This window comes from Qipengyuania algicola, from assembly GCF_042492175.1.
GTDB lineage: Bacteria > Pseudomonadota > Alphaproteobacteria > Sphingomonadales > Sphingomonadaceae > CAJXSN01.
In genome coordinates, this window is record NZ_CP170453.1 from 714,694 (window position 1) to 738,881 (window position 24,188).

Annotated in this window: 17 protein-coding genes and 1 tRNA gene; 6 read left to right on the top strand and 12 right to left on the bottom strand. The window is 61.8% G+C overall.

Going from position 1 to position 24,188, the window contains the following annotated elements:
* Positions 1–31: 31 nt before the first annotated feature.
* Together ACFCW2_RS03425 and ACFCW2_RS03430 are read right to left on the bottom strand one after the other, a co-directional pair.
* On the bottom strand, positions 32–4,960 hold the full coding sequence (locus tag ACFCW2_RS03425) for a beta strand repeat-containing protein (RefSeq protein WP_379548196.1): 4,929 nt from the start codon (positions 4,958–4,960) through the stop codon (positions 32–34).
* A gap of 175 nt (positions 4,961–5,135) precedes the next feature.
* Complete coding sequence (locus ACFCW2_RS03430; protein ID WP_379548198.1) at positions 5,136–5,918, bottom strand: glucose 1-dehydrogenase; 783 nt, start codon at positions 5,916–5,918, stop codon at positions 5,136–5,138.
* Between the two features lie 261 nt (positions 5,919–6,179).
* Here ACFCW2_RS03430 and ACFCW2_RS03435 point away from each other — a divergent pair, with 261 nt between their 5' ends.
* The 3 genes from ACFCW2_RS03435 (at position 6,180) to ACFCW2_RS03445 (ending at position 11,046) form a co-directional block, all read left to right on the top strand.
* Entirely contained in the window at positions 6,180–9,662 is a 3,483-nt protein-coding gene (locus ACFCW2_RS03435) for a PAS domain S-box protein (RefSeq protein WP_379548199.1), read from the top strand.
* 141 nt (positions 9,663–9,803) lie between these two features.
* Complete coding sequence (locus ACFCW2_RS03440) at positions 9,804–10,508, top strand: response regulator transcription factor (RefSeq protein ID WP_379548201.1); 705 nt, start codon at positions 9,804–9,806, stop codon at positions 10,506–10,508.
* The gene (locus ACFCW2_RS03445; protein ID WP_379548202.1) at positions 10,498–11,046 is read left to right on the top strand and encodes a hypothetical protein; all 549 of its coding nucleotides are present in this window, start codon (positions 10,498–10,500) and stop codon (positions 11,044–11,046) included. The genes ACFCW2_RS03440 and ACFCW2_RS03445 overlap by 11 nt, the downstream gene beginning before the upstream one ends.
* 58 nt (positions 11,047–11,104) lie before the next feature.
* Here the strand turns inward: ACFCW2_RS03445 and ACFCW2_RS03450 are convergent, their stop codons facing one another.
* From ACFCW2_RS03450 to ACFCW2_RS03465, 4 genes are all read right to left on the bottom strand, one after another.
* Positions 11,105–13,291, bottom strand: coding sequence for a CHASE2 domain-containing protein (locus ACFCW2_RS03450; protein WP_379548204.1), 2,187 nt, complete (start codon positions 13,289–13,291; stop codon positions 11,105–11,107).
* 18 nt (positions 13,292–13,309) lie between these two features.
* Positions 13,310–14,623 carry a FecR domain-containing protein gene (locus ACFCW2_RS03455; RefSeq protein WP_379548206.1) on the bottom strand — a complete coding sequence of 438 codons (1,314 nt, stop codon included), beginning with the start codon at positions 14,621–14,623 and terminating at the stop codon, positions 13,310–13,312.
* Between the two features lie 512 nt (positions 14,624–15,135).
* A tRNA-Lys gene (locus ACFCW2_RS03460) sits at positions 15,136–15,211 on the bottom strand.
* An 81-nt stretch (positions 15,212–15,292) separates the two neighbouring features.
* Positions 15,293–16,882, bottom strand: a complete 1,590-nt coding sequence (locus ACFCW2_RS03465) for a tetratricopeptide repeat protein (protein ID WP_379548207.1) — start codon at positions 16,880–16,882, stop codon at positions 15,293–15,295.
* A gap of 241 nt (positions 16,883–17,123) precedes the next feature.
* Here ACFCW2_RS03465 and ACFCW2_RS03470 point away from each other — a divergent pair, with 241 nt between their 5' ends.
* On the top strand, positions 17,124–17,678 hold the full coding sequence (locus ACFCW2_RS03470; RefSeq protein ID WP_379548208.1) for a hypothetical protein: 555 nt from the start codon (positions 17,124–17,126) through the stop codon (positions 17,676–17,678).
* A 12-nt stretch (positions 17,679–17,690) separates the two neighbouring features.
* Here the strand turns inward: ACFCW2_RS03470 and folK are convergent, their stop codons facing one another.
* From folK to ACFCW2_RS03485, 3 genes are read right to left on the bottom strand one after another with little or no spacing between them, the layout of a single operon-like run.
* Positions 17,691–18,191, bottom strand: coding sequence for a 2-amino-4-hydroxy-6-hydroxymethyldihydropteridine diphosphokinase (gene folK, locus ACFCW2_RS03475; RefSeq protein WP_379548210.1), 501 nt, complete (start codon positions 18,189–18,191; stop codon positions 17,691–17,693).
* Positions 18,192–18,232: 41 nt separating this feature from the next.
* On the bottom strand, positions 18,233–19,096 hold the full coding sequence (gene aguB / locus ACFCW2_RS03480) for an N-carbamoylputrescine amidase (RefSeq protein ID WP_379548211.1): 864 nt from the start codon (positions 19,094–19,096) through the stop codon (positions 18,233–18,235).
* A 31-nt stretch (positions 19,097–19,127) separates the two neighbouring features.
* Entirely contained in the window at positions 19,128–20,096 is a 969-nt protein-coding gene (locus ACFCW2_RS03485; RefSeq protein ID WP_379548213.1) for a class I SAM-dependent methyltransferase, read from the bottom strand.
* Between the two features lie 102 nt (positions 20,097–20,198).
* Here ACFCW2_RS03485 and msrA point away from each other — a divergent pair, with 102 nt between their 5' ends.
* On the top strand, positions 20,199–20,735 hold the full coding sequence (gene msrA, locus ACFCW2_RS03490; protein WP_379548215.1) for a peptide-methionine (S)-S-oxide reductase MsrA: 537 nt from the start codon (positions 20,199–20,201) through the stop codon (positions 20,733–20,735).
* Here the strand turns inward: msrA and ACFCW2_RS03495 are convergent.
* Positions 20,732–21,202 carry a DM13 domain-containing protein gene (locus ACFCW2_RS03495; protein WP_379548217.1) on the bottom strand — a complete coding sequence of 157 codons (471 nt, stop codon included), beginning with the start codon at positions 21,200–21,202 and terminating at the stop codon, positions 20,732–20,734. The genes msrA and ACFCW2_RS03495 overlap by 4 nt on opposite strands.
* Before the next feature lie 76 nt (positions 21,203–21,278).
* On the bottom strand, positions 21,279–22,553 hold the full coding sequence (locus tag ACFCW2_RS03500; protein ID WP_379548219.1) for an RsmB/NOP family class I SAM-dependent RNA methyltransferase: 1,275 nt from the start codon (positions 22,551–22,553) through the stop codon (positions 21,279–21,281).
* A 51-nt stretch (positions 22,554–22,604) separates the two neighbouring features.
* On the opposite strand from ACFCW2_RS03500, the gene ACFCW2_RS03505 reads away from it, so the two are divergent.
* The gene (locus tag ACFCW2_RS03505) at positions 22,605–22,775 is read left to right on the top strand and encodes a DUF1674 domain-containing protein (protein ID WP_379548221.1); all 171 of its coding nucleotides are present in this window, start codon (positions 22,605–22,607) and stop codon (positions 22,773–22,775) included.
* On the opposite strand, the gene ACFCW2_RS03510 is transcribed toward ACFCW2_RS03505, so the two are convergent.
* The gene (locus ACFCW2_RS03510) at positions 22,772–24,157 is read right to left on the bottom strand and encodes a cytochrome P450 (RefSeq protein WP_379548222.1); all 1,386 of its coding nucleotides are present in this window, start codon (positions 24,155–24,157) and stop codon (positions 22,772–22,774) included. The genes ACFCW2_RS03505 and ACFCW2_RS03510 overlap by 4 nt on opposite strands.
* Positions 24,158–24,188: the final 31 nt, after the last annotated feature.

Here is a 24,188-nt window from a genome sequence, read left to right on the forward strand (position 1 = left end):
CGCCGGGGAGTTTTGGTTGAGGCGGGACCGATCAGAAGCCGAACAGCACCGTCGCCCGGGTCCCGATATCGCCATCAGCCGTGTTCCCGCTGACCCCGGCGGAAAGATAGATGTCCCGCGCGATCTCTCCCGTCAGAGAGCCCGCAATGGCCTGTTCGCCCCGGTAATTGGCCACCGACATGGACAGCGAGATCGCCTTGCCAGGAGCAATTGCCGGACCGCCCATGGCCATTGCCGCTGCGATCCCGCCGCTGGAACGCTCGTCCAGATCGCTGAGACGGAAGTCGAGATCGGCGAAGCGGTTTTCCAGCGTCCCGACGCGGTTCGCCAGACTGCTGAACTGCGCATCGGTCACCGCGGCAATATGATCGACGGTCGCCTCCACCGTGCGCAGCTGCCCAGTAGTCGCGACCGCCTGCCGCCCCAGAGTGCCGGTAGCGTCGATAGTGACGACATCGACCGGCCCGACCTGCTGGTTGGTGCTGGCGTCGATGTCAGCAACGACGACAGAGGAACCTGCTCCGCCCAGGGTGACCTGGTTGGAGCGGGTGGAGGTTGCACCCGAACCGATGGCGGTCGCATCGGTGAAATTGGCGGTTGCGCCATTGCCGACAGCCGTCGAGCGAATGCCCCCGGCATTGGCCTGCTGGCCAACCGCCGTTGCATCGGCCCTCAGAGCCCGCGATCCCCGCCCGACGGCGGTCGATCGGTTCGACGTAGCAAAGGCACCATTACCGATAGCAGTCGCTCCACCTCCCCCGCTGTTCGCGCCGTTTCCGAGTGCTGTCGAATTGACTCCGCCGGCATTGGCCGCGCGTCCGAAGGCAGAGGCTCCATCAGCGCTCGCCAAACTCTGGTAACCCACCGCGGAAGACTCGATACCGGAAGCAACCGTGTCCGCTCCCAAAGCCAACGCGCCACTGGCCGTTGCCTGTGCACCCAAGAAATCGCCATCACCTGCGTCCCCGCCCAGCGCCACGGCAGAGGATCCGGTCGCGTCTGAACCGGAACCGATCGCAACAGCGTCGGACTGCGAGGCTGTCGACAAGTCGCCGATGGATATGGATTCAGTCCCAGAAGATATTGCGCCGTCGCCCATGGCGATGGCTCCAGTCAGGGAGGCTTCCGCTCCTTCGCCGATCGCCACCGTATCGTTGCTGGTCGACTGGGCAAGGTCGCCAATGGCAATAGCAGACGAGCCTGTCGCAGTGGCTGTCTCACCCAGAGCGATTGAATCGATCCCGCTGGCCAGGCTGTCGGCACCGATAGCAATGGCTCCGCTTCCGCCGGTCGCCCGGGCTCCCAGCGTGTCGCTATCATTACCATCGCCTCCAATGGCGATTGTGCCAATGCCCGTAGAGGAACTGTCGTGGCCTATTGTGATTCCATTGGTCCCCGACACGGACGAGCCTGCGCCCACCGCTACCGACCCGGCCGAAGTGGCTTGGGCGAGATTTCCAAGCGCGGTAGCTTGGAGACCAGCGCTATTTGCGGATTTGCCGATAGCGGTTGAACCGGCTTGCGATGCCCTGCTGTCATGACCGACTGCCGTTGAATCGGTTGCGCCTGCCTGACTGAAGGTCCCCACGGCGGACGATCTGTTCGATGTGGCGTCAGATCCCTGCCCGATCGATATCGCCTGTTGTCCGGCAGCTATCGCATCATAGCCTACCGCTGTTGACTGAATATTTGCACTGGCTGCGGCACCAAGGGCGGTTGAAAAATTTGGGGTAGCTGACGAATTGACACCGCATTCGAGAGTGGTGGAAGCCCCGCCATTGGTATTGCAAGGCGCAGTCCCATCCTGCGGTCGATCGAGCCCGGTGAACCGCGCATCGCCCGACAAACTCGAACTCGCCACCGTCGCCAGCCGTCCGTTCTGGTCAATGGTCAGCACAAAAGTACCCGCGCTCGGTGCGGCAAGACCGGCGAGGTTGTAGGTCGCGCTGCTGTTGCCGATGCTGACATTGTCCGCTCCGGTGCTGACCGTACCAAAGCCGATGGCGAGACTGCGGGCGAAGTTTGCCTGCGCTCCGTCGCCGATGGCAGTGGTGCTCGTCTGCCCGGCCAAAGCCGCATTGCCGATCGCAGTACCGCGGTTCCCGCTGGCTGTTGCTGCATGGCCGACGGCCACGGTATCGGCGTTGCTGGCAGTCGAAGCGCGGCCCACTGTCGTGGCGCGATTGGCTGTCGCGCGCGCGGCCAGCCCGAAGGCAGAGGCCCCGCCGCCGGTTGCCTGTGCGCCGCTACCCACTGCCGTGGTGTTGGCTCCGCTGGCCACGGAATTGCGCCCAAAGGCGGAGGCTCTGAGCGCACTGGCGCTGGACTGGTAGCCGACCGCTGTGGCCTCCACACCGTCGGTCCCGACATTGGCGAGATTGCCCAATGCGGTCGAGCTTATCCCTTCAGCTATAGCACTGGCGCCGTATGCCGAGGCCAGATTGGCGTCCGCCAGAGCATCGGAGCCCACCGCTGTTGCGTAATCGGCGCTGGCTACTGCGCCGTTGGCGCCTGCATCATCCCCATCACCTCCGACAGCGACGGAAGATATGCCGCCGGATTGGGTCAGCGTGCCCAATGCAATGGAGCTGGCATTGGTGGTGTTGGCTCCGATTCCCAACGCAATGGAGCGCGATGCATTGGCAATTGCGCCGGAGCCGACAGCAATGGTCTCTTGCGCAATGGCACGGGCCGATGGGCCGATCCCGACAGCGTTGAACCCGGTTGCTTCCGTATTGAAGCCAAGGCCAAGCGCATTGGCCCCGGTAGCTTCAGAATCGGCGCCAATAGCAATTGCTCGAAAGCCGGATGCTACCGCTCCATCGGCATCGCCATCGAAAGTGGTATCGCCGCCTATCGCGATCGTATGGTCCGCGCCGGCGCTGGAATTGTTGCCAGCGGCAATCGCGGATGCGCCCGCTGCATTGGCAAACGATCCGAGGGCGATCGTGGTCGATCCGCCTGCATTGGCCGAAATGCCCGCCGCTAATCCGCGGTCGCCCGAGGCGGACGCGTTCGTGCCGACGGCAATGCCATTGGCACCGCCTGCCCCGACATTGGAGTTGAGCCCAAGCGCAATCGAGGCTTCGCCTAGCGCGCCTGCGCCGGACCCGCCGGCGAAGGATGACACCCCGCTGGCCGCTGCATTGACGCCGAGGGCAACCGTATCGTTAGCGCTTGCCGCCGCCGTATCGCCTAATGCGAGCGCGGATGCTCCGGTCGCCTGAGTATTTGCGCCGATGGCTGCAGCGTCGAAAGCCGTCGCATCGGCGTTTGCGCCGACAGCCACAGTGTTGTTGCTGAGCGCTGTAGAATCGCTGCCGATTGCGATGGAGCTAAGGCCTTGCGCTACCGCGCCTGCGGTGGAACCGGAACCAATCGCAATCCCCAACTGCCCGCTGGCCAAGGGAGCTGTTGCCGCGTCCAATCCACCGCCCAGCGCAACGCTCTGAGTACCTACCGAGCGTGCGAAACTGCCCAATGCAACAGATCTGCCACCATCCGCGGTGCTTTCGAACCCCGCAGCAAGCGCATTGAAAGATCCAACTGCCGAATATCCAATGGCAGTCGAACCATTGGATGCAGCAATTGCCGAGGCACCAATGGCCGTGGCTTGTGTTCCGGCAGTCGTGGCACCGGCACCGAATGCACTGGCCTCGGCAGCCGGAGCAGTCGCATCTGTGCCTACTGCTGTGGAATTAACCCCGCCGGCGATAGCTCCACCAGAGCCTGCGTCCGCGCCATCGGCGCCGATCGCGATGCTGCCGTTAACCAGAGCTTCGCTGTCTTCACCTATCGCAATTGACCGCTCGCCACTGGCCTGTGCAGAATCGCCGAGAGAAATGGCGCCTGATCCGCTTGATATTGCGCTCTGCCCCAACGCCACCGATTGCGCGGCCTGCGCTTGCGCCAAAGCGCCGACACTTAGTGAGGAAACTCCGGCCGCACTGGCCGATTGACCAACGGCGACGGCGCTGGTTGCGGTTGCCGATGCTGATGTGCCCACGGCAGTGCTTTGGCCAAAGGATGCGATCGCGCTGGTACCAACCGCAAGCGCACTACTCTGACTGGCCAATGCGGCATCACCCACGGCAACAGCGCCTGGCCGTGAGGCGTTCGAGGCGTGGCCGATGGCAATCGCCGATTGCCCGCCAGCGCTTGCCGCCTGACCAAGGGCGGTTGAACTAGTACCGAGAGCCTGCGCACCGGCCCCGACACTGGTGGCATTTGTGGCAGTCGCGCCCGACCCTGCGCCGACTGAGATAGAGTCGGCGCCGCTTGACAGAGCACTGCGCCCTAGCGCGAGGCTATCCCCACCGGAGGCATTTGCTAGCACGCCCAAGGCTGAGGCACCATTCCCTGCAGAGGAGCTTTGCCCCACCGCCGTCGACAACTGAATGCTGGCGTTTGCTCCTTCGCCCACTGCGGTGCTGCCGACACCGGTGGCGCGCGATCCTTCGCCCACTGCGGTGGCGTTATTGGCTGTTGCTCGTGCATCGCGGCCCAGTGCAGTCGAGAAATCGCCGCTGGCTGTGGCATCGCTGCCCACCGCAGTCGCTCCGGGTGCGCTGGCTACGGAATTGACTCCGCATTCCAGCCGCGAATTCGATCCGCTATTTGTGACGCAAGACGCAGTCGCGCCCTGCGGTTGATCGAGCCCGGCAATCGGAGTGGTTTCGCCTGCGGTATTTTCGCGTCGGGCTGTCAGTGCCGCGACCGTGCCGCGCGGGCCCGTACCGGCATAGGTCGACAGCAAGACACCGCGCTGGGCAGCAGTAACCTGTTCGATCCCGAGTGCCGCCGTAGCGCAATCGACCGCGCGCTCCTCATCCAGCAATGCCAGCATGGCCGCTTGCTCGGTTTCCGCCGCCGGACATTCTTCCGAGGCGATGGCGGGCTGTGCATTGCAGGCAAAAGCGATCGCAACGCTGGCCGCGCTGAGCAAGAGATGGTTACGCATTTCAATTTCTCCCGGGTCGGTTCCACTTCCGGAAGAGGCGTGTGCGACCCGAGATTATGTTCTTGAACGACTCCCCCGGTTGCCAACTACCCTCGTCAGAAAGAGCTGGAGAGTCAAAGCCTATTCACTGTAATAGCTCGGCATTCTTCCCTGATCGGGGGTCACCACGCCCAATTCAGGCCGTTGCGATCATCCCTCCGTCGAGCACAATCGTCTGGCCCGTGATCCAGGCCGAGGCGGGCGAGGACAGGAAAATCGCGGTCCCGGCAATGTCGCCCGGCGCGCCCATTCGTCCGCGCGGGATACGGGAGATGGCCGCCTTGGTCATGCCTTCGCTTTCGACCAGTTCCTTGGTCATATCGCTGGGGAAGAGGCCCGGCGCGATGGCGTTCACATTGATGTGCGAGGGCGCAAGATCGGCCCCCAGATGCTCGGTCAGATGGATCACGCCCGATTTGCTGGCGGAATAGGCATAGGTCGGCATGCCCGAATTGCGGATGCCGTTGATGGAAGCAATGTTGATGACCCGCGCCGGCGCCTCGGCCGTGCCCGCCGCTTTCAGCAGCGGGAGGAACTTCTGGGTGGCGAAGAAAATCGACTTGATGTTGATATCCATCACCTTGTCCCAGCCCTTCTCCTGGAAACCTTCGAGCGGGGCGAACCAGTTGGCCCCGGCATTGTTGATCAGGATATCGACGTGGCTTTCATGCTCGCCAATGGCGGCAACCAGCGCCTCGATCCCCTCGACCGAGGACATGTCGCCGGGAATGGCGATGCACTCGCCAAACTGTGACATCTCATCCGCTTTGGCATTCAGCCGGTCGACTTTGCGCGCGGTGATGTAAACCTTCGCCCCGTTCTCCAGCAGTCCCTGCGCCATCATCGCGCCGATCCCGCTCGATCCGCCAGACACAACGGCGATCTTGCCGGAAACATCGAACAGGGATTTCATCGTCATGCGCTTTTCCAATCATGTTGGTTATCCAGACAGGGAGGCTCGTTTGAAGGGAAGCGGGCGATTATCAAAGGGAAAAGTTCTCTGCCGCTCGAATGCGCTCGCAGGTGTATAAAAACGACCAGTCTGGCGCCGCCGCGATCATGGCTTAGGGGCCATTACCTAATCAGCGTTGAAAAGCAGATATTAACTACGTTGCGCTACGCAGCCGCAATGCCAGAGGACTTTCAAAATCAGGGCGCATCGCCCCCACTTCCATGGGCCATGATTGCGCTTGCCTGCGTGGCAATCGCGTTCCTCTATGCCGGTCTTGCTCTTGCCGGGATCTCTCTGACGCTGGAATCCGGTCGCATCGCTGGTTTCTGGATCGGCAATGCTCTGGTCATCGGGCTGCTGCTCGGGCGCGCTCGCAGGTGCAGAACCAGCGCGCTTACCGCGTGCCTGGCTGCGAATGTGGCGGTCAATTTCGCTGTGGGGGATAATGCACCGGTCGCAATAGGTCTGGCCGCAGCCAATGCGCTCGAGATGGTTCTGGTCCTCTATCTGCTGGACCGCCTGATGCTGCGGAGCGAAACCTTCGAAACAGTCCGCGAATTTGCCAAAATGGCGGCCATAGGCGCCACCGTGCCGCTGCTGTCCGGCGTTGTTGCCGCAGCTGTCTATTCGACGTTCGCAGACGACGTCTTTTGGCATGCCTACACCATGTGGCTCGCCGCGCACTGCCTGCCAATTCCTATTTTCGGCTCTATGGTGCTCATCGCCCGCAACGCGGTTGCAAACCCCGAACAATGGACGCGCGTTTCGGCTTCGCGCTGGGGAATCGTCCTGGCTGCCATGGCGATCGGCGTGCCGGCAATCTTTGCCCAAACGACCTTCCCGTTCCTGTTCCTCGCGGCGCCGGTAGTTGTTGTGGCGGCGTTCCTCACCGGACGCCTCGGCACAGCCATCACAGTTGCGGTGTTTGCCTGTGCAGCATCGATCGCATCGATGAATGATATGGGGCCGATCGCGCTCATCGAGGATTCACCGCGTTCCGAGATCATCGCTTTGCAGGTCTTTCTCGCCTCGCTTCTGGCGATTGGCATTCCTGTCGCGGTGGCCCTCGCTAACCGAGCAACCATCCGCGAAGAATTGCGACAAGGACAGGAGTTCGTGAATTCCATTCTCGAGGGCATTGGCGACATCGTCTTCCGGCTCGATCCCGAATGGAACTTCACCTATCTGAACCGGCGCTGGGAACACCTCTCGAAAGGCGCGAATGTCAGCCTGCTGCGCAACGCGCTGCTTGAGCAGATCGTCGGTAACGAAAGGGATCGTCTCGCCGAGCAAAGGGCCGACCCCAATCTGGTACCCTTGCAGGACGAGCGGCACACAATCGCGATTGCCATCGACGAGAAACGCACCATCACGTTGGCCGTCACCCTGGTTCCGCAATTCGACGAGGACGGCGCGTTCTCAGGAATGCTGGGTTCTGCCAGCGACGTGACGGAATCGCTCGCCCACCGCCACGAATTGGCCGAGAGCGAGGCGCGGTTTCGCCGGCTGGCGGAATCCGCCCCGGTTGGCATATTCCAGGCCGATGCGTGGGGCGATCTCACCTACGTCAATTCGGTGTGGCTGGCGAATTTCGGATTGAAAGCCGAAGATGTCCTCGGCGACGGGTGGAAGACCCAACTTGCCACGGGTGAGGAATATGAGGGTGATCCGGCTTTTTCGGGCTTCAACAAGCCGGGTGACGTGCGGCGCAGGGTCATCGGCTACAAGACAGCGGATGGCGAGGAAATCATTCTCGAAACCGTCAATTCAGCCGAATTCGACGCAAATGGGGACATCGTCGGTTACGTCGGCATTGCCCACGATATAACCCGCCAGCAGCGCACGCGCGCTAAACTCGAAGAACGCGAACAGCAACTTGCCTTGCTAGCCGACAATGCGACCGATGCGGTCCTCCGATTGAGCCTGGACGGGTTGTGCCTCTATGCTTCGCCCTCCTCGCAAAAGGTTTTCGGCGCGCCCTCGTCCAGCCTTGTCGGGCTGCAATTCCTAACTGGTTTTCACCCGGATGATGCCGGGCGTGTGAAGAAGGCTTTCCGGGCATTGTCCGAAGGGGATGAAAGCCTCACGCGCATCGCCTTTCGCGCCATCGCGCTCGACCGTCCGGGCGAGTATCAATGGCTCGAGGCGCAATGCGGGCTTTTGCGCGATAAAGAAAGCGGCGATCCGCTGGAGATGATTGTCTCATTGCGGAATATCGACGAGACCAAAGCGCTGGAAGCAGCACTGGTCGAAGCGCGCGACAGAGCCGAAGGCGCGGTCGAGGCGAAGTCGGCCTTCCTTGCCAATATGAGCCACGAAATCCGCACACCGATGAACGGCGTGATCGGCTTTACAGAATTGGCATTGTCGGGGGAGCCAGATCCGGAGCGACGCCAGAATCTTGAGATGATCGCAGATTCAGGACGTTCGATGCTGCGCCTGCTGAACGATCTGCTCGACTTCGCGAAGATCGAGTCAGGGCAAATGACGATGGCGAGTGAGCCGACTGACCTGCGCCACAAATTGCGCGGCGCGGTCCGGCTGATGGAACCGGTGGCAATCGGCAATGGTCTCTCGCTCGACTTCACGGTCGATGACGATGTGCCAAAATGGTTCCTGTGCGATCCGATCCGGCTTCGCCAGATCATTCTCAATCTGCTGGGCAACGCCCTGAAATTCACAGAGGAAGGGGCGGTCGAGGTAACCGCGCGACTCGGTGATGATCCCGCAACTCTTCAGATCAGTGTTACCGACAGCGGCATCGGCATCGCTCCAGACAAGATCGACTATGTTTTCGAGAATTTCACGCAGGCGGACTCCACCATTGCACGGCGCTTCGGCGGGACCGGTCTTGGCCTCCCGATCTGCGCCCAGCTTGCCTCTCTTTTGGGAGGAAAGCTCGGGGTGGAAAGCCAGATTGGCAAGGGCTCGACATTCACGCTGACGCTGCCTGTGATCGCATGTGAGGCACCGGAAGCGGCCGAGGAAACGGGCGGCGATAATCTGCTTGAGGAAGAAACCGCTGCGGCTTTGCGGATACTCGTCGCCGAAGACAATCCGATCAATCAGCATTTGACCATCGCCATGCTCGAAAAGCTGGGGTGCAGCGCCATTCTCGCCCATGACGGGCGCGAAGCGGTGGACATGGCAGTGCGCGCCGCCGGGGCCGGTAATCCGTTCGACATTGTCCTGATGGATATGCAGATGCCGGTGATGGATGGGCTCGAGGCGACGCGCGCCATTCGCGCGGCCGGGCTGCCGTCGGCCGAGCTCCCGATCATCGCGCTGACCGCCAATGCCTATCAGGAAGACATCGACGCGTGTCTGAAAGCGGGCATGCAGGAGCACATCGCCAAGCCTTTGCGGATGCGCGAGCTGGGCGCATCTCTCAATCGCTGGGCCCTCGCCGATGATAGCGAAGAAGACGGCGAGTATGGACGGGAAACCGATCCGCATCTTGTCGCCATGTATGATGAACGCAAAACCAATGCGCGAACTGCAATAGAAGCCGCGATACGCTCAGGCACGCTGGAAGGCACCTCGCTCGACGAGCTTGCCGCGCAATTGCACCAGATAGCGGGTATCGCCGCCTATTTCGGGGAGGAAGCGCTCGGCGAGGAAAGCCGGCGCTTGGAAAATGCGCTGCTCTCCGGATCGCAATCGGACCAACTCGAACTGTTTGACGAGATGAGACGGCTGCTGGCTGCGTAGGTAAATACCCGACCGTTTTATCAAATCGTAATTTCTTGTATCATCCGATGATACAAGTTTCGTGGCTGAATTTGGCCATGGTAGGCGCTCTTGCATGTATCGAAATATTGTAGATCGCACCATTCGACCTTGGGGGAAGATGTGAGGATAGCTCTTGCTGACGACGATCCGGAGCTGCTCGATTCCCTGTCACAGGCAATCTCCCAGGCCGGTCACGATCTCGAACGATTTCGCAACGGAACGGAACTGAAGACGTCGCTGCAGCGCGAAACGTATGATGTCGTTCTGCTCGATTGGAACATGCCGGGTCATACCGGCCTGGCGATTGTCGAATGGGCGGTCGCCAAGCTTGAGCGCCCGCCTGCCTTCATCTTGATAACCAGTCGAACAGGCAAAGCGGATATCGTCACCGGCCTCAAAGCGGGGGCGACCGACTATGTGGTCAAACCCGAAATGGCCGAAGTCGTGCTCGCGCGGATCGAGGCAGCGCATCGCCGGCAAGCTCCGCCGCAGCCCGACCGTATCGTATCATTCGGCGACTACACATTCGATCGTGTTCTCCAGAAGGCAAGCCTCCGCGGGGAGGAGATCACACTCACCAATAAAGAATTCGAGTTGTCGTTGCTTTTCTTCGATAATCTCAACCGCCCCTTGTCGCGCGGCTACATCTTCGCCGAGATCTGGGGCGGCGCGCTGGACGTCGAAAGCAGAACCCTCGACCTGCATGTTTCGCGCGTCCGGTCAAAACTCCAGTTGCGTCCGCGCAATGGTTTCGCCATCCAGACAGTGTTCGGGTTCGGATACAGGATGGACGAGATCGGAGATACAGGCGGCGATGGCGAATAATGCAGCAGTTCTTTCGCGCTTTGGCCCCGTTGCCATCAGTCTCACACTGGCATCTGCGCTTTCTGCCTGCGCCGTAAGCCAACCGGTAAGCATCCAGTCGATAGCCGACGTCGAAGCTGCTGCGAAACCCTCTTCCGTGTTTTTGATTGTCACTGAGAAGCCGGATAGCAGCCGCCGGTTCGGCGAGGCTCTGGTAAGCGCATTCGGGGCTGCGGGGCTTGACCGTTCGGACGACGCAGCTCTTGTCGGTGACTACGGACTGGCCCTTGCGCCTGCATCGACTGCGATCACCGAGAAACCGCGCGAGGCCGCAGGTCCCTCTAGCGTGCGCACGGTGGCCGTACCTGTCAAAAGCAGCCCGTTGGACAAGTGCGCACCGCAGCGGATGAAAGCCACCCTGAGCCTGCTTGACCGGACCAGTGGCACTATCCGCTATCGCGGAGAGGGGACGGTAGTGGATTGCGCCTTCACCGAAGCGGACGAGCGCGCGATGGCCGATGCGCTGGTTGCCGACGCAATGGGGCAAATGGGCCTTTAAACAAAAGCACAGGACCGGCGCCGCGCCTCGCTCCAGCCACTCCAAAACTTGGGTTAGCCTATTTAGGCAGGGTGATCGTGAAGGTCGTACCTTCGCCTTTCACACTATCCACACCGATTGTGCCTTCATGCACATCCACCGCCTTCTTGACGAGCGTAAGGCCAAGGCCGGCGCTGGGCCCGGCATGGGTTGCATGCGCGCCGAACCTGGCAAACGGATCGGCCAGCCGTTCGGGCGGAAAGCCGGGTCCGCTGTCGGAAACGACGAGGATGGCATGGTCTGCGGCGCAGCAATCGAGCGTTACCTCGATGGTGTCGTTGGCAGCGCAATACTTGATTGCGTTGCCAATCAGATTGTCCATCATCCGGGCTATCAGCGACCCATCGACATGAACGAAGCACGGGTCCTCCGGCAAATGTTGCACGATATCGATGTTTGCAGCTTCTGCCTGCGTGAAAGCGCGGTCGCAGGCCTCTTCTATCAGGGCGCCCAAATCCGTGTCCTCGGGCGTGATGCTGGTATGATCGAGCCGGGCCAGTTGCACGAAATCGTCAGCCAGTTTCATCGTGCGCTCCGCTTGTGAGCGGATACGGCGCACCATATCCCTCGCCTCTCCAGCGAGCGATACCTTGCGGGTCAGCGCGATAATCGCAGCTTGAGGTGTGCGCATATCATGCGAGAGGAATTCCAGCATTTGCTGGCGCTCGTTTTCGATCTGGCGGATGTTGGTAATATCGCGCAGTGCCAATATCTCGCCGCCCTGGGGCAGGCCTGCGGAAATCGCGTCTCCGTCCGTCTCAGCCGCCGGAAAGGGCGCACGGGCGACGAGGAAAGTCCGTCCGTCGGTCGTTTGCAGTTCATCCGCATCCGCTTCCCGCCGGGCCTTTTCCATAATCAGAACTTCGGAGAAGACGGGTTTGTCCAGAGTAGACACGCTGGGCAAGAGCTGCCCGCCATGGGAATTCGCCATGACGACAACGGAATCCGTATCGAGGACGAATATCGCATCCGGAGATGCCTCGATCACTTGCCTGACAAAATCGCGGGATTGCTTGACCGAACCCACCAGACTCTGGAGCCGCGCAGTTTGCCTCGACAGGACATCAGTCCCTGCGGCGCCCTCGCCAGACGCCGGCTCTTCGAATAGGCGCGCGGCCTCCTGCTCCAGATAGGAACTGACATAGGTGAGGCGGCGCCACGACCAGAAGGGATAGGCAAACAGCAACACGACAACAGTCGCAGTCGGCGCAAACCACAGCTTGCCTGCCAGCAGCATGACCAAAGACGACAAGGTGATGAAGGCGGCCAGCCCGAGAGTGAGCATGAAAGAGGCGCGCGGCGACAGAAGCCGGAAACCGGTAAACAGCAGAAACAGTGCAACGGCACCGATGGCGAAAGTGACCCAGACAGGGAGCGTCTCGATCCAGCTGCGCGTCAGGAGCGTGTTGACCAAATTAGCCTGCGTCTCAACGCCGCTCATCAAACCGACACTGCCCGCCGCGACCGAATAGCGGTCTCCCATGCCTTGCGCCGTCGCGCCGATGAAGACGATCGTATCGCGCAAAAATTCAGGGGGATTCTCAGCCGCCAGCAATTCGGCAACCGGCAATTCGGTGAATGAGCCCACCGGGAGGATCGGTATGACAGGTTGCTCGGGCACAGCGATCTCCGATGGCCCGGCGTTGGACACCAGCACTTTGGCAAGGTGCGGATATTCGATGCCATCCAGCGTGTAATCCATCTCGAAGCGGCGCAGCACTCCGTCGGAATCGGGTTCCGCGACCACATGGCCCACGCCCTTGGCCTGCTCTGCCAGCGCGGCGACGGGCATCAGTGCCATTGAGCCGGTCGCGCTGTCCGGGCTCGCAGTAAAGCTGTGAGGAAGAAACACGTTGCCGTTCCGCCCGACAGCCGAGACCAGCTGGGCAAGATCGTCCGGGTCGCTTTCGTCCAGGATCAAAACGTCGAGAATAATCGCCCGCGCGCCCGCCTCCGTCAGCCGATCAATGATCTCGCCATGCAAGGCGCGCGGCCACGGCCAGACACCGAGCTCGGCAATGCTGCGATCGTCTATCGTGACAATCGCAATGTCGTCCGGCACGGCGGGCCGCGCCAGAGCACTGCCAAAATCGAACAATTGATTATCGAGCCGCTGCGTCGTGTCCGAAGTTTGCAGGAGCCACAGACATCCGATCGACGCAGCAAGGAGCGCCCACCATTCCAGTCTGAGGCGGAACGAATTCATCTCGCAAGCCGGAGCGGATTAGTCGGAAATCGTCAACTTCTGTTCGGGGCCCCAAACCTTTAGCAGGCCGTCTTCCGCGTCGGCCTGAATCGCAGCGACCCGCCAGACATAAGCACCCGGATCAAAACCGGTCAGTTCAAATCCGCTCGTCGAGAGCGATGTTTCATCAACGACTAGCCGCGCAGGATCATCCGCGCGCCATAGCTGAAAGGCGTAATAGGTATTGCCTTCTCCTGAGGGCAGCCACTGGAAGACATAGCCTGCCCCGTCGTCGGATGTGCCTGCGCTGCCTCCAGCGCCAAGCCGCTTGCGCCGGAACGACAAAGCTTCCGACTGGCCTTCCAGACCCGAACCGGAAATTGCACGCGCGCGAACGAAATAGCGGCCGTCCGCGAGCTCCTCAAAAGTTGCCTGCGGACGCTGGATGAGCTGCTCCGATACAACGTCGAGGAACCCTGCATCCTTGGCGATCTGGATCCGGTATCCTTCCTCGCCAGCCGAGGGGGCGATGGCAAATTGCAGCGTTTCTGCCGTCTGGATATCACCGCCGTTCACAAGCTGGGGTGCCGGCAAAAGCCGCTCGGTCGACGGGGCTTGCCCCTCTGCCAAGGCCACCCCAAAACCTTCCAGGGCCGCTGTTTCCTGCGCAGGTGTAACTACTGCCACTGAACCTTCGACCACTTCGGTAAGACTGCGGCCACGCTCTTCATCGTAAGCGACGCGGAATTCGGTTCCGCGCACGGCAGTCACAGCAACCGGGGTGCGCACCCTGATGCGGCTCCCGTTTTTCAGCGTCGGCGAGCTGGCACTGCTGCGCCCCTTCTCGACTGCGAGATCGATATCGAGCGTTTCACCGAGAAGATAGCGCCGGGCAGAGACGAGTCGCGCGCGTGAATTGGAGGGAATCGAGAACCGGCCGCCAAATTTCGTCGAGAAGCTGACAAAACCGTTCGCCCCCGTGGCAACGGTTTCGCGCTCCTTCAGAACCCGCCCGACTTGCGCCGTTCCGTTGGCGATCCGGACAGGGCCGGAGTACGCAACTACTGCGACCTCAACCTGCGTGTAGCGCAGGACGTCGCGCGGAATCAGGAGCGATTTTCCGACCGGCAGACGCCGCGCGTCAGCCACCCGGTTCAAACGCCGGACCTGCTCGATCGCAGCGGTAGAGCGGAAATATTTCTCCGCCAGTCCATAAAGCGTATCGCCGCGCTCAACAGTGTAGCGCAGCGGAGAGTCCTTCTCCGACGCAAAGGCACAGGATGGTGCAAATGCCATCGACAATACGAGAGCAGCCATAAGGGCCGAGCGAGGCGCAGCTAACAGGTTCATCATGCACTTATGCCACGGCAACGTTAATGTGTGAATGCCGTGGCGGACCCGCTTACAACTTCTTACCTTGTGGATAAGCCTGTTTACAACGTGTGAGGCCTGTTCTGCGCTAAGCCATTGGCATTCGAAACAGGCGGAGGCCCAAGTCATGCTGATCACGATTGCAACGAACGTGTTTCTCGTCTGCGCTTTGGCGATTGCGCTTTACGTCACCGGTGATGCGATTGTGCGGGGGATCCGCAGCTGGCGCTTTTTACGGAGCAGCCTGCAGGCCGGGAATGCGCGCGAAACGGAGTGTGCGCCGCTTCCGCGACCCCGCCCGACAACCCAGAGCGACCTGTCGAGGCGAACGAAAACGAGAATCGATCCCTCCTCCCGGCCACGCAATTCAGGGCCGCCCGCGATGAAGCTCGCCAGCTGACATCCCAGCGCAAACGGCTTCGCGGGGGCACGGCCCTGCGCGAAACTCCAAGCATATTTTGGGAAGCGACATTTACCCGAACGAGGGAATTCGGTGGTGAGCCCTGCTGGGTTCGAACCAGCGACCTACTGATTAAAAGTCAGTTGCTCTACCAACTGAGCTAAGGGCCCAACCACCGGATGGTGCGCCTAGGGGGATGGCTTGGGCCGGTCAAGATGGATTGCGGCCCTGCGCACCTCCAAAGTAGCAAATTAATTGCTCGACAGCGCTTTGCTCACGGTGCCCAGATGCTGCGCGATGGCCTTGTCGCCGGGCTTCTTAGTGGCTGCCATGGCGAGCAAATTGCGCGATTCTTCACTGGCGCCCTCGGTTTTGAAGAGCACCCAGCCCAGCGTATCGAGCACCACGGCATCTTGCGGTGCCAGTTTGGCCGCCTTGCGCGCCAGCGCGGTTGCAGCCGCGCCGTCGCCCAATTCCAGCTTCGCCAGTGCCGCATTGTTCAGCAGGCCGACTTCCTTGTCATGGCCGCTCGCCAGAAGTTCCGCATAGATCGCATCGGCGCGCTTCCAATTGCCTGCTTTGATCGCGGCACCCGCTTGCCCCATGGCCTGAAGAAACTTCTGGTCCGGCCCGGCCCCCGCAATGCGCGCCTTCAGCGCATCGGCGTCCTTCAGGTTCAGGGCGCTTGCGATGGAGACGCCCAGCTGGAGAATTTGCGGGCCTGATTTCGGGTCCGACAGCAGCGGCTGCACTGTTTCCCAAGCGGCCTCGTGCTCCTTGTTGCGGTGCTGCTCTGCCGCCAGAACCAGCCGCGCAACGCGGTCTTCCCCGCCGCCGGAGAAATAGCGGTTCAGGCTGATTATCGCTTCATTGGTCTGGCCCCGGCGTGCAGCAACCAGGCCGACGAGCCGGTCCAGCGCGGGGAAGGTCCGGCTCTGGCCGACAATCGGCTGCAGCAACTCGAAAGCGCGCTTCACCTCGTTGTTCTCGAACGCCATCTGCGCGGCAAAATAGACCGCGATGGGGTTCACTTTGCCGCCCTGCTCGGCCTGAGCCATCAAGCGCTTCAGATTAGCATCGTCACCGGTGTCACGCGCGATGGCGATCAGCGCCAGCAGCGCCGTCTGGTGGTTGGGTTCCTGCGCCACCACGTTTTCGAAGCTGGCTTTGGCAGTCGGCAAATCCTGCTCCAGCAGAGCAATGCGCCCCGCCAGCAGCTGTGCATCGACCAGATTGGCATCGTGGCCCAGTGCGGTTTTCAGCTTGGCCTTTGCCCCGTTCAGATCGCCCGCCTGCAAAGTAAGATAGGCGTCGAGAGCATGCAGATCGGCGGAATCATCAAACCGCTCCAGGCCCTCCTGCAGCGTTTCCAGCGCCTGATTCGAACGCCCTTCGATCAATGCCACGCCCACTGCGACGCCGTAGGCACGCGGCGTTTCGATGCCGTGATCGCTCAGGCTCCGTTTCGCCATGCGGGTATTTCCGTTGGCCAGGAACGCTTCGGCCAGAAGATCGCTGCCCGCCTGCTCCTTGCCCGGCACCGCGCTTAAATTCTTGAACTGGGTAATCGCCAGATCGAGATTGCCCATGCGCATGGCGACATCGCCGGAAAGCTCCAGTGCGGCGGCGTCCTGGGGTTGTTCCTCCAGATATCCGCTGACAAGCAATTGCGCGCGCTTCAGATCGCCCTCGGCGACTGCCGCCTGCGCGTCCGCCAGACTGCCTGCGGGGCCGGTGGTACAGGCCGCAAGGGCGAGCGCCATGGCAGCAGCGGAGAAACCTGCGCGGGCCTTCCCGAAGGAGGAACCGGAACGGAACGAGCGAGTGAGCGGTGTTTTCATGCCGCCCGTATGCCAGCAACTGGTTAAGACCTCGTTTGTGCCGCAAACCGGGCTTATCTGCGGCATTCGGGGCGTCGGTCTGGTTTACACACCGTTTATAATATTTTTTGCGTTAACCATCGAAACGCGCAGGGCGGGCCGATTCTTCAAAACTGGCACGCCGCATGCATCCCATCATTCCGAGCCTCGGTAACGTTTTGTCGAGGCAACACGATTAAGACTTGGATGAAGGGGAATTGATATGCGTAACCTGAAACTGGCAGCGACCGGCGCCGCAGCAATCGCTGCTCTGGCAGTGGCCGCACCCGCCAATGCAACGATCTTTGAATACGGCATGACCGATGGCAGCGTGCTGACCATCAATACCGACACCAGCACCGGCACATGGGTCGGTTCGGACATCAACGCCGTTTTCACCAGCGACGACTTTGCGACCTTTACCGGCGGCGCAAACCCCACCTTCAGCTCGATCCTCACATCGCTGGACGGAACCCGTCTGATCAACGGTCAGCTGGTCACCGACAATCCGAAGAACATCGACACCACTCACCCGCAAAAGCTGATCGGCTGGGGCGACCGCTTCAACCTCTGGGCATGGTGGGGCGACCCGATCATCGGTGGCGACTATGTCCGCAGCATCGATAGCTACTCGGCAACCGAAGTTCCGGCACCGGGCATGTTCGGCCTGTTCGCCATGGCTCTGGCTCTGCTCGGCTTCGGCCGCTTCCGCCGCGGCGGTGCAGCGCGCCGTCCCAAGGCTGTTAAGCAGGCCGGTCTGGTTCCGGCAGCAGCCTGAGCCCGATACGCGTCAGGCTGGTCTTGGTTTTCTGAGCCGGGCCAACAACTGACGCATCGACAGGCCGGATAGCGGATCGCGCCACGACGGAGCGATTGCGGCCACCGGACCAAGCACGAAACCCCGCTCGCGGAAACGCGGGTGGGGTATCGTCAATTCTGGGCCATACGATATCCCGCCCGACCAAACGACAATATCGAGATCGAGCGTGCGCGCCTGCCACGGCTGCCCTCGCCTGACCCGGCCGAAAACGCGTTCAATTTCTTGAAGGCAGCGCAGCATGAGGAGCGGCTCCAAAGCGGCCTCGACCAGTAGCGCACCGTTGGCATAGGTCCGGCGGGACGGCCCGACAGGCGCACTGGCGATGATTGGTGCCTTGGCCAGAACCTCGACATTGCAGGCGTTCAGGGCAGCCGGCACCGCTGCAAGGACCGCTGCCGGCGAGCCATGGCGGGGATGGCGCTGGTTTGACCCTGTCGCGATAATATATTGATGGTTGGCCTGTTCACCCATGCCGCAGGGTGTAGCCCGTTCGGCAGTGAGGGGGAACGGGCCTAGATATCTTCGCAGATGCGCCCGTACAGCTCTGGGCGGCGATCCCGGAAGAAGCCCATGCCCGCGCGGTGTTTGGCGGCCAGTTTCAGATCGAGCGTGGCGACCAGCACGCCCTCTTCCTCGCGGCCGAACTCCACGACCTTCTCGCCCCATTCATTGGTCACGAAGCTGTGGCCGTAGAACGCCTGCCCGTCCTCGGTGCCGATCCGGTTGGCCGCGATCACCGGCATGCAATTGGACACCGCATGCCCCTGCATCGCGCGTTGCCACATCGCCGATGTGTCGAATTCGGCATCATAGGGCTCGGACCCGATAGCGGTGGGGTAAAACAGCATCTCGGCCCCCATCAGGGCCATCACCCGCGCCGCCTCCGGATACCATTGGTCCCAGCAAATGCCGACACCGATGCGCACCGTCTGGTCGCCTGCGGGGATGTCCCACACACGAAACCCGCCATTGCCGGGGCGGAAATAGAATTTTTCCTCGTAGCCCGGTCCATCGGGAATGTGGCTCTTGCGATATACGCCCATTACCTCGCCGCGCGGGTCGATCATCGCCAGCGAGTTGTAATAGTGCTGGCCATCGCGTTCGAAAAAGCTGGTGGGAATGGCCACGCCAAGGCGTTTCGCAAGCTTCGCCATCGCCTGCACATTGGGGTGATCATTCACCGGACGGGCTCGCTCGAACAGCGCCTCGTCCTCGGTCTTGCAGAAATACGGACCGTCAAACAACTCGGGCGGGAGGACGATATCCGCCCCCCGCCCTGCTGCGTCTGCGACGAGGTCGCTCACTGCCTCGATATTGGCCCGGTCATCAGGATCGCCCAAGGCCAGCTGGAGCGCAGCAACGGTGATGTCGGCCATATTGCGTGCGCCCCTCTCGCCTGATGGCGCGTCAGGAAGCCTTGCGGAACAGCAAGGTCATCCGGTCGCTTTCGCCAATTGCTTCATATTGCGCGCGGTTCTCGTCGCCATAACGAAGCACCGGCGGCAGCGTCCACACGCCGCCTTCCCAATTCGCGGGATCGCGCGGGTTGGCGTTCACTTCGCTGGTGCCGACCAGTTCGAAGCCGTGTAGCTGGAACATCGCGATGACGTCGGCTTGGCGCATATAACCGCGGGCCGGATTGACATCGCTCCAAGAGGCGCTGGACGGGGCGCGGTGCTGGACAACGCCGACCATCCCGTCATCGGCCAGCAGCGTGCGCATTGCGCCCAGCGTGCTGTCGACCTCGTCATTGTTCCACAGGCCGTGCATGGAGCGGAAGATCAACGCACGGTCCACGGTGCCAGCCGCATCTTCAGGGATCTCGTCGATTTCGAAAGCAGTAACTTCGTCCGTGCTGGTGCCCGTCATGTCCGCGACACTCGCTTTGAAACGGGAGGTCCAGCTTTTCGCGCGCTGCTCGGCTTCGGCACTGTTGTAGGTGCGCGCATCGCTGTCATTGTTGAGCGCGACATACGTGCCCTCTGCCGCCAGATATGGCGCAAGGACACGGGTGTACCAGCCGCCACCGGGACCATATTCAAGGACGGTCATCTGCGGGCCAACGCGGAAGAATTCCAGCGTCTCGGCAGGGTTGCGATACTGGTCGCGGGCGCGGTCACCATCGCGGCGCGTGTCGGCCAGAATGACGTCGATCGTTGGCGCCGCTGTCTCCACGGCGGTTTCAGCTGCGACAATGTCTTCGGCCGGGACCGTGGTCGACGTTTCTTCTTCGGCGGTCTGTTCGGGGCCTAGAACGCGGTTCAGGATGGAACCGAGAATGCGCTCGCCGGTCGAGGGCTGACGGGTTTCCTGCGCCACAGCCGGAACCGCGATGGCCGCTGCACACAGCGCAGCCGTAATGGTGGTGAATTTCATCAAATGTCTCCCTGTTGCCCGAGTCAGGCAATATTTTTCGCGGCCCGCCATGGATGACAAGCCTGCTCACACTACCTACTTTGCTCGCATAGGAGAGTTCCCATGAACACAACAGAAACTGCAATTTTCGCTGGCGGATGCTTCTGGTGCACCGAGGCTGTATTCAACGATGTGATCGGCGTGAGCCATGTGGAAAGCGGCTATATCGGCGGCGAGACCGAGAACCCGACTTACAAGCAAATCTGCACGGGGCGAACCGGCCATGCCGAGGCGGTGAAGGTCGATTACGATCCCGCAACGGTCAGCTACGCCCAGATTCTCGACATGTTCATGGGCACGCATGATCCCAGCCAGCTCAATCGGCAGGGCAACGATATCGGCACCCAGTATCGCAGCGCGATCTTCCCGCTTGACGATGCCCAGCGCGCCGAGGCCGAGGCGGCGATCGCCCGCTGGAATGCCGATAATGGCGGCAGTGCAGTGACTACGATCGAAGGCCCGGCGACCTGGTATCCGGCCGAAGATTACCATCAGGATTATTGGCAGGGAGAAGGCCAGCGCAATCCCTATTGTCAGGCCCTGATCCCGGCCAAGCTCATGAAATTGCGCAAGAGTTTCGCGCAATATGTCACCGACTAGCGGTATTTCGCTGCCGTGATGAATTCGCCGAAGGTCTCGCACCATACAACTACAGTGGTATAACCTTCGACGTCGACGCCGTCCGGAACATCCAGCAGGAACCCGTCGAAGCTTTTCACCGCGCCGATCCGCACAGCGTCCTGTTTTACCGGTTCGAATTCGTCTTCGTGTTCGACGAAATCCTTCGTCAGATAGACCATGTAGTCCGGCCCGGGCGCCAGCTCACCCTGATGGGCGATGCGCTCGGGCGAGACACTGATCGTGCCTTCGCCCCAATGCAGGGCATCGCTGCCGCGCAGGTCACGGGTCAGCTGGGCCGAATATTCTGCCTGCTGCACTTCTTGTTCCAACACCGCTGCATCCGGCGCGGATTCCGCGGTCAGGATGGGCAGGAAGAAAACGCCCAGTGCGAAGCCGATGCCGAGAACGGCACCGTGCGAGAAAAGAAGTAGGATGATCTTTTTCATGAAAGCGGCCTCCCGAGCCCGATGTGAAATGTGAGCCTGTGCCGGCTGGTCCGTCCGACTGCCGCGAAAGGTTACGCTATTTCTTCCACCGCGCCACAAAGAACCCGTCCAGTCCGCCATGTTCGGCCAGCATTCCGGGATCGGTGCGCAGCCAGCCTTCGGGGGTGGGCTGCAATCCGGCGGGCAATTCGCTCGCGCTAATCGGCAGCGGGTCGAGCGCAACTCTGGCGGCCTGCGCCGCGCCTTCCCCTTCCTCCAGCGAGCACACCGCATAGACCAGCGTGCCGCCTTCGGGCAGCCAACCTACAGCGCGCCTCAGAAGCGCGGCCTGCAAAGTGGTTGTCTCGGACAGCTCATCCTCACCGATCCGGTGCAGCACATCAGGATGGCGGCGGCAGGTGCCGGTTGCAGTGCAGGGCGCGTCCAGCAGAATGGCATCGAACGCCTTGCCCGGCGTGTAGGCCAGCGCATCGGCAACCACGATCTCCGCCTCCAGCCCGTTGCGCTGCAGATTTTCGCGCAGGCGCTCCAGCCGCCTTTCATTGATATCGAGCGCTGTGACTTGCCATCCGGCGGCCGCCAGTTGCAGCGTCTTGCCGCCCGGCGCCGCGCACAGATCGAGCACGCGCTTTCCTTCGCCTCTACCAAGCAACGAAGCGGGCAAGGATGCTGCCAGATCCTGCACCCACCATGCGCCCTCTTCGTAACTGGGCAGCCGGTCCACCGGTGTCCCGCGCGGCAGACGCAAATGGCCGGGCGCAAGCGACACTGCGCCCATACCCTCCGCCCGCTCCCGCGTCTCGGCCGACTTCTTCAATTGCAGATCGAGCGGCGGCGGGCTCGCCAGCCCTGCGGCAATCGCGGCTGCTCGTTCGCCCCACCGCGCCTGCACATTTTCGGGCAGAGTGGGCACATCGGGCAGGGCCGCATTCCGCTTCAGCAGCGCGGAGAACACGCCGTGCGCCAGCCGCCGCTGCCCCCCTGTCAGCAGCGGCAGGGCCGAAGCAATCACCGCATGCGGCGGCGTCTCCAGGCGCAGCGCCTGGGCCAGCATGATCCGCAGCACGCTGCGTGTTTTGGCATGTGGGTCGAGCGGTTTCTTGGTCGCACCATCGATCAGCGTGTCGAGATCGACCAGCCAGCGCAGGCTTTCGCCCGCAATCGCTTTCGCATGGGCCTTGTCCGCCGGTCCTTTGAGGGCAGACAGGCAATAGGCTCCGGCTTTCTCCAACGTCTCGCCCTTGATCAGCACCGCCTCCAGCAGCCGCATCGCCGCCCGCCGCGCGGGCAGGCCGGTGGCGGTGTCGTCAAGGTGTGGCGGCGAAGAGGGTGCAGGCGCGTTCATGGCCATGGCGGTTAGGCCCTATTGAAACCACTGGCCAGCCTGCGCATTGTATGAAGTATGGAACGCGCAACAAAACGGCCCGAAGGTTTCAAGAAGCCCGCCCACTGGACGAGCGAACCCCCGCCCGCGCCCCAGCCCATCGATGCCAGCGAGAAAGACCCCGATGGCCTCAGCCCGACCCGCTATGGGGACTGGGTGAAGGACGGGATTGCGATCGATTTTAGTTAGAGCTTCACCAGCTTGATCCGCAGCCCGTCCTTCGGTTTCGGGATGGGCCATGCCTGCCAGTCAGGGTCTTTGTCTCCCGCCAGCTCGACGCGGTAATTGGTCAGCAGATGCGCCATCAGCACTTTGATCTGCATATAGGCAAAATGCAGGCCGAGGCACATATGCGCGCCGCCGCCGAACGGCACCCACGCATATTTGTGCCGCGCCTTTATCTTTTCCGGCGTGAAACGCATCGGATCGAAGGTGTCGGGATCGGGCCAGTGCTGCGGATCGTGATGCACGTAATGGGTGTTGATCCCCACCGCTGCTCCGGCGGGAATGCGGTATCCGCCAAATTCAAACGCCTTCAGCGCGCGGCGCGGGGTGGAGGGCACGGGCGGCACCATGCGCAGCGCTTCCTTGAAGGCCATCTCGGTCAGTTCCACCGATCCCAGCGCATCGTAATCCAGCATGCCGGTATCGTCGGTCGCCGCGCGCAATTCCTCACGTAGCTTCTCCTGCCATTCGGGATGCTTCGCCAGCAACCAGACCAGTGACGTGCCGCTGGAGGTGATGGTGTCGTGTGCGGCCATCATCAGGAAATTCATGTGATCGGCCACTTCGTCGACCGGCAGCAGCGAACCATCCTCGCGCGTGGCGGTCGCGAACTGGCTGAACATGTCCTGCCCGCCGCCTTCGGCCCGGCGGCGCTCGGTTTCCCGGCTGAAAAACTCGATCAGGAATTTGCGGCCCTCGGTCCCCCGGCGCATTTGTGTGAACGGCAAGGGCCTGCGCACCGGCGCTACAGACGCCTGCACCGCATCGACAAAGGCCTGGTTGATTGCATCGGCTTCCGGACCGAACGGCAGGCCGATAAAGCTTTCCGCCGCCAGATCGAGCGTCAGCTGTTTGATTGCGGGGTAGAAGGTCATGTTCCCTTCGCCCCACGCCTTCACCTGCCGCGCGATCCCCGCGTTGAGCTGGCCGGCATAGTGCCGCATCGGGCCGGGCTTGAACGCAATCGACAGGGCCCGCCGGTCCATCCGGTGATGGTCGAAATCCATCAGCATCAGGCCGCGCGGGAACAGCTTGTCGAGGATCGGGCCCCAGCCCTGCTCGCTGGAGAAAATCTTCTCGCGGTCGAACAGCATCAGCTCGTTCGCATCCGCGCCAACCATCGCGACTTGCCAGCCGCCGAAGCTGCGGACCTTGTAGACCCGGCCATATTTCTCGACCATCCGGCGAGTGAATTCATGCGGGCCGGACAGCTGCGTGAAGGTGTGTCCGACCAGCGGATAGCCGCCCTCGCCCGGAATATGGGCGAGATCATCCTCGGTCATGCGCTGCTCGCTCCAGTGTGCGGGAGCGGGGGCCTCGGGAGAGTGAGCTGCGAGCGTCGCCATGGTCGGTCCTCTTTCGATACTTACAGCGGTG